The 4,688-nt window shown below is 25.9% G+C and carries 5 protein-coding genes and 1 pseudogene; all 6 read right to left on the bottom strand.

Annotated features, from left to right (window positions below; genetic code table 11):
• Positions 1-420 precede the first annotated feature (420 nt).
• Positions 421-615 (bottom strand): hypothetical protein, encoded by a 195-nt coding sequence (locus H9660_RS15735; RefSeq protein WP_207729507.1) that lies wholly within the window; start codon positions 613-615, stop codon positions 421-423.
• A gap of 300 nt (positions 616-915) precedes the next feature.
• Positions 916-2,793 carry a ferrous iron transport protein B gene (feoB, locus tag H9660_RS15730; protein ID WP_191751318.1) on the bottom strand — a complete coding sequence of 626 codons (1,878 nt, stop codon included), beginning with the start codon at positions 2,791-2,793 and terminating at the stop codon, positions 916-918.
• 11 nt (positions 2,794-2,804) lie between these two features.
• Complete coding sequence (locus tag H9660_RS15725) at positions 2,805-3,026, bottom strand: FeoA family protein (RefSeq protein ID WP_191751317.1); 222 nt, start codon at positions 3,024-3,026, stop codon at positions 2,805-2,807.
• A gap of 153 nt (positions 3,027-3,179) precedes the next feature.
• Complete coding sequence (locus tag H9660_RS15720; RefSeq protein ID WP_191751316.1) at positions 3,180-3,869, bottom strand: metallophosphoesterase; 690 nt, start codon at positions 3,867-3,869, stop codon at positions 3,180-3,182.
• A 9-nt stretch (positions 3,870-3,878) separates the two neighbouring features.
• Positions 3,879-4,142, bottom strand: coding sequence for an EscU/YscU/HrcU family type III secretion system export apparatus switch protein (locus H9660_RS15715; RefSeq protein WP_191751315.1), 264 nt, complete (start codon positions 4,140-4,142; stop codon positions 3,879-3,881).
• A 24-nt stretch (positions 4,143-4,166) separates the two neighbouring features.
• Positions 4,167-4,688 (bottom strand): annotated as a pseudogene (locus H9660_RS15710) (hypothetical protein); the annotation flags it as partial.

Raw genomic sequence — 4,688 nt, 5'->3', positions numbered from 1 at the left:
ATTAATAAATCTTATTATTCTTTCAAATTAATTTTATATTTATAGATATAACATTAATTTGAAATATAACTGAATCTTAAAAACAAATTATCTTTATTTAACAACAATATTTTAAAACACAGTTATATACTGCTTCATATAATATAATGACAGTGTTGAATTAATAGCTTTGTATTATCTGATACGAAATACATCATTTAATATAGTTTTTTTAAATTCTATATATAATAAAAAGAGAAAAAATTTATACTCTAACTTCTTTCTCTTTATTAATTATATATTTTATTTACTTTTCAATATTCTATGTTGGTTTATTTTTTATTAATAACTTCATTATATGCTATAAAAAAATTATAATTAAATAAAAAACCTTATAAACTAACTAATCTATTATAAAATATTTCTACCTTAAAAGTATTACTACTTAAATTTATCTATTTTAGTTACCCTAGAATATATTATACTTCCACATTCTTTACATATTATATGTTCAACTGGACTACCTAATCTTATTCCCCATAATTCTGGATATATGCATCCTTGTGCATATTGATGTCCTATAGTTAAATCTTTTGATCCACAATATTGACATTCCTCTATTTTAATTTCTTTCAAAATAACTCTCTCCTTTAAATTCTACTTTTACACAACCCTTTATCTTTTTATTATACAATACATATGTTTTATTTTCCACATTTGTATATATATTACTTAATATTAAGTATTGTTGTTATTTTTATTCTAAATATCCCCCCTTAATTAAATAGCTATCACAGAATTAATATAACTATTTAGCTATAAAATTATAAAGATTTATTCTCAGCACTTAATATTTTTATAACATATATAAAAATAAAACTCAGCAAACACTGAGTTTTACGATTATTTTTACTTTTTTGGTTTTATATTAATAATTTAATTAAGATGTACTGTTTCTCTAACTTCTTCTTTATTGAAGTATTTTACTAACAACCATATTGAAAGAGTAATTATTCCTAGAAATATTAAAAACTCTAGTATATAAGTAATTGTAACTCCTCCTGTAACAAGTGTTACAACAAATTTAAAGAAATATGCTGCTACCCAAGCTAATATAAATTGATAACTAATTGATAAGAACATCATTTTTGTTCCATATTCTTTTTTCATAACTCCTATAACTGCAAAGCATGGAGTATATAGAGATACAAACACTAAAAAGCTTATAGCTGTTACAGTTGTAAACATGGTTGGTAAAACTAATGCTAAATCTCCATAAACTATTTCCATAGTTCCAATTATTACTTCTTTAGCTGCAAGACCTGTAAGTATTGATACTCCAGCTTGCCACCCACCAAATCCTAATGGTTCAAAGATAGGTGATATTAATCCACCAAGTCTTGCTAAGAAACTTGTATCTATTTCATCTGTAAATCCATTCATATTAAAATAAGTTAAAAACCAAACTACTATTGAAACTGCAAATATTAATGTCCCAGCTCTTATAATAAAACCTTTAGACTTATCCCAAGCATTTAAAATAATACTTTTAAAGCTTGGTAATTTATATTGAGGCAGTTCTAGAATAAATGGTTGCTCATCCTTTTTGAATAAAGTATTTTTAAATAATAATCCTACTAAAATTGCAATTATAATTCCTAATAAATATAATCCCATAACTACAAACTCTTGATTTGAAGTGAAGAAAATTGAAGCAAATAACGCATATACAGGCAATCTTGCTCCACATGTTACAAGTGGCGCTAATAATGCTGTCATCTTTCTATCTTTTTCACTTTCTAAAGTTCTAGTTGCCATTATTGCAGGTGCTGAACATCCAAAACCCATTATTATAGGAATAAATGCTTTACCTGATAGACCTATTTTTCTCATTATTCTATCCATAAGAAATGCAACTCTTGACATATATCCACTATCTTCAAGAAATGATATACCAATAAAAAGTGAAAATACTATTGGAAAGAATACTATAACCCCTCCAACACCAGCTATTATCCCATCAATTATTAGTGATCTAAACCACTCTGATGAATTTATAAGTACTCCTTCTACAAATGGTGTAAATATGTCTCCTACAAATTTATCTAATCCATCTGCCAAAGGTTGTCCAAACCAACTAAATGTAAATTTAAATATTAAAAATAATGCTATTAAAAATGCTGGATATGCTAAAAGTGGATTTAATACTATTTTATCTACTTGTTCTCCTACATACTTTGACTTCCCTTTTGTTTTAGTAGCTCTTTTTATAATATTATCAATATATAAATATACTTCATTTTCATTTTTAAAATTTGTTTTATAATTTGGAATAATTTCTTTAGATTTGATTATTTCTTCTGATATATTGTCTAGTCCATTTTTATTTTTCGCTGATATGGGTAGGATTTTTATACCTAAATCTTCTTCTAAAACTTTAGTATCTAGATTAATCCCTCTTTTTTTTACTATATCCATCATATTAAAAAATACTAGTATCGGTTTATTAAATTGCATTAATTGAGTTGTAAGATATAAATTTCTTTCTAAATTAGTGGCATCTACTACATTTATTATTACATCGACATCTTCATTTTCTAAATAAGCTCTTGATATTTTTTCTTCATTTGAATATGTGTCCATTGCATATATACCTGGTAAATCAACTATTTTTATATCTTTATTTATAAATCCATATTTTTTATCTATAGTTACCCCTGGCCAATTTCCTACATATTGTTTAGATCCAGTCAGTGCATTAAAAACTGTAGTTTTTCCTGTGTTCGGATTACCTACTAGTGCTACATTTAACATTTTCCCACTCCTTAAACATTTAAATAAATATTTTTAGCGTCATTTTTTCTAATTGCTAAATCAAATCCTCTAAAAGTTATTAATATTGGATCTCCAAGTGGTGCAACTAACTTAACCTTAACCTGTGTCCCCCTTACACACCCTAAAGCTTTTAATCTTTTTGCTAATTTAGGATCTCCTAAAACTTCTTTTATAGTTCCAGATTCACCAACCTTCATTCCGTATATGTTCATGTATTCTCCCCCTTACATGGTTTCTATATACAATTATAACCAAGTGATATTGATTGTCAATAACTCTTGAAGCTTTTTATCAAAATTTTAAGAATTTTTAGCAAAATAAAAAATGAAGTCCACACAAAAGAAATAGTGAGCTTCATTTTTATATTATTCTAATATTTTTATTGGATTAAAATCTAAGTAATCACAAGAAGTTATAATATATTCAATACCATCTTCCTCACCATTAATAGCAGTTGCTAATGATGGTCCATGAAGATGTCCATATATAACTTTTTCAACACCGTATTCTTTAAATACTTCTGTAAAAGCAGAAATTTCTCTTTTCTCATTTATTGGAGGATAATGGATCATGACTATAAATTTATTATAACCAGCTTCCTTTGCACTATCTAATGATAATTTAATTCTTATAAGCTCTCTATTAAATATCTTTTTATCTTTTTCTGTAAATCTGTCACTTCCTTCAAGTATCCAGCCTCTCGTTCCACAAATAGCATAATCTTTATAAGAATAAAAATTATTTTGAAGGAATTTAGTATTTTCATACATTCTATTTAGCTTAGATATTCCACTCCACCAATAATCATGATTTCCCTTAGAAATTATCTTTTTACCTGGTAAACTATCTATCCAATCCAAATCACCTTTGCTATCACTTGCCTTCATTGACCAAGATATATCTCCAGCTATGAGAATTGTATCTTCTTCATTAATTTTATTAATCCAGTTTTCCTTAATCTTTTCATCATGCCTAAGCCACTTTTCTCCAAAAATATCCATTGGTTTATCTGTTGTAAAAGCAAGATGAAGATCTGAAATAGCATATAAAGCCATTAAACCTACTCACCTTTCTATTATTCTATCTAAATCTGTTATATATGCAATTATATGTGCAACTGCCTCATAAAGATCTCTAGGAATATACTCTCCAATATCTACATTACAAAGCAAATCTGTCAATTCCTTATTATACACTATTGGAACATCATTTTCTTCAGCTTTTTCAATAATTTTATTTGCAATATGCCCAATTCCACTAGCAGTAACTACAGGAGCTACTAAGTTTTCTTGATATTTTAATGCTGCAGCTTTTTTTCTTCCCTTCATGATTTTTTCCTCCTATATAAAAGATTATACCTTCCTATCTATAGAAACTCCAAAACCAGAATTAAAGAAATCTCTACATGTAGCTATTGATACTTCTTCTTCTTTTTTAGATACTTTAATATCCACTATAAATCCTATATTTTCAATGTTAGATAACAATTTAAGTTTTGCTATATCTATTATTTTAACATATTCTTCTTTACATTTTAAATCTATATCTATTTTTTTATCTAAAACCCTCATATAACTATCTACTATTCCTAAATTTTTAGTTTCTATGGTTATAACCATTTTTATATTTTTACTATCTATCTTTTTATTATCTTCTCTTTTATCTTTAACAATAATTTTGCATGGATACTCTCTATCTTTTATATCAATTTTAATATCAGCATAATAATATTCAGAGCTTATTTTATTAAATAATTTTATTTCATCTATATTATTTTTCAAAACATCTATTATCTTTTCAGATACTATGTCTTCATTTTTTATACTAATTAATAATTCCTTAAGTATTCCTTTACTTTCTTTCCCACTTTTATT

The sequence above is a fragment of the Clostridium gallinarum genome (assembly GCF_014836325.1).
Taxonomy (GTDB): Bacteria; Bacillota; Clostridia; order Clostridiales; family Clostridiaceae; genus Clostridium; species Clostridium gallinarum.
This window is presented reverse-complemented; position numbering and strand designations above follow the sequence as displayed.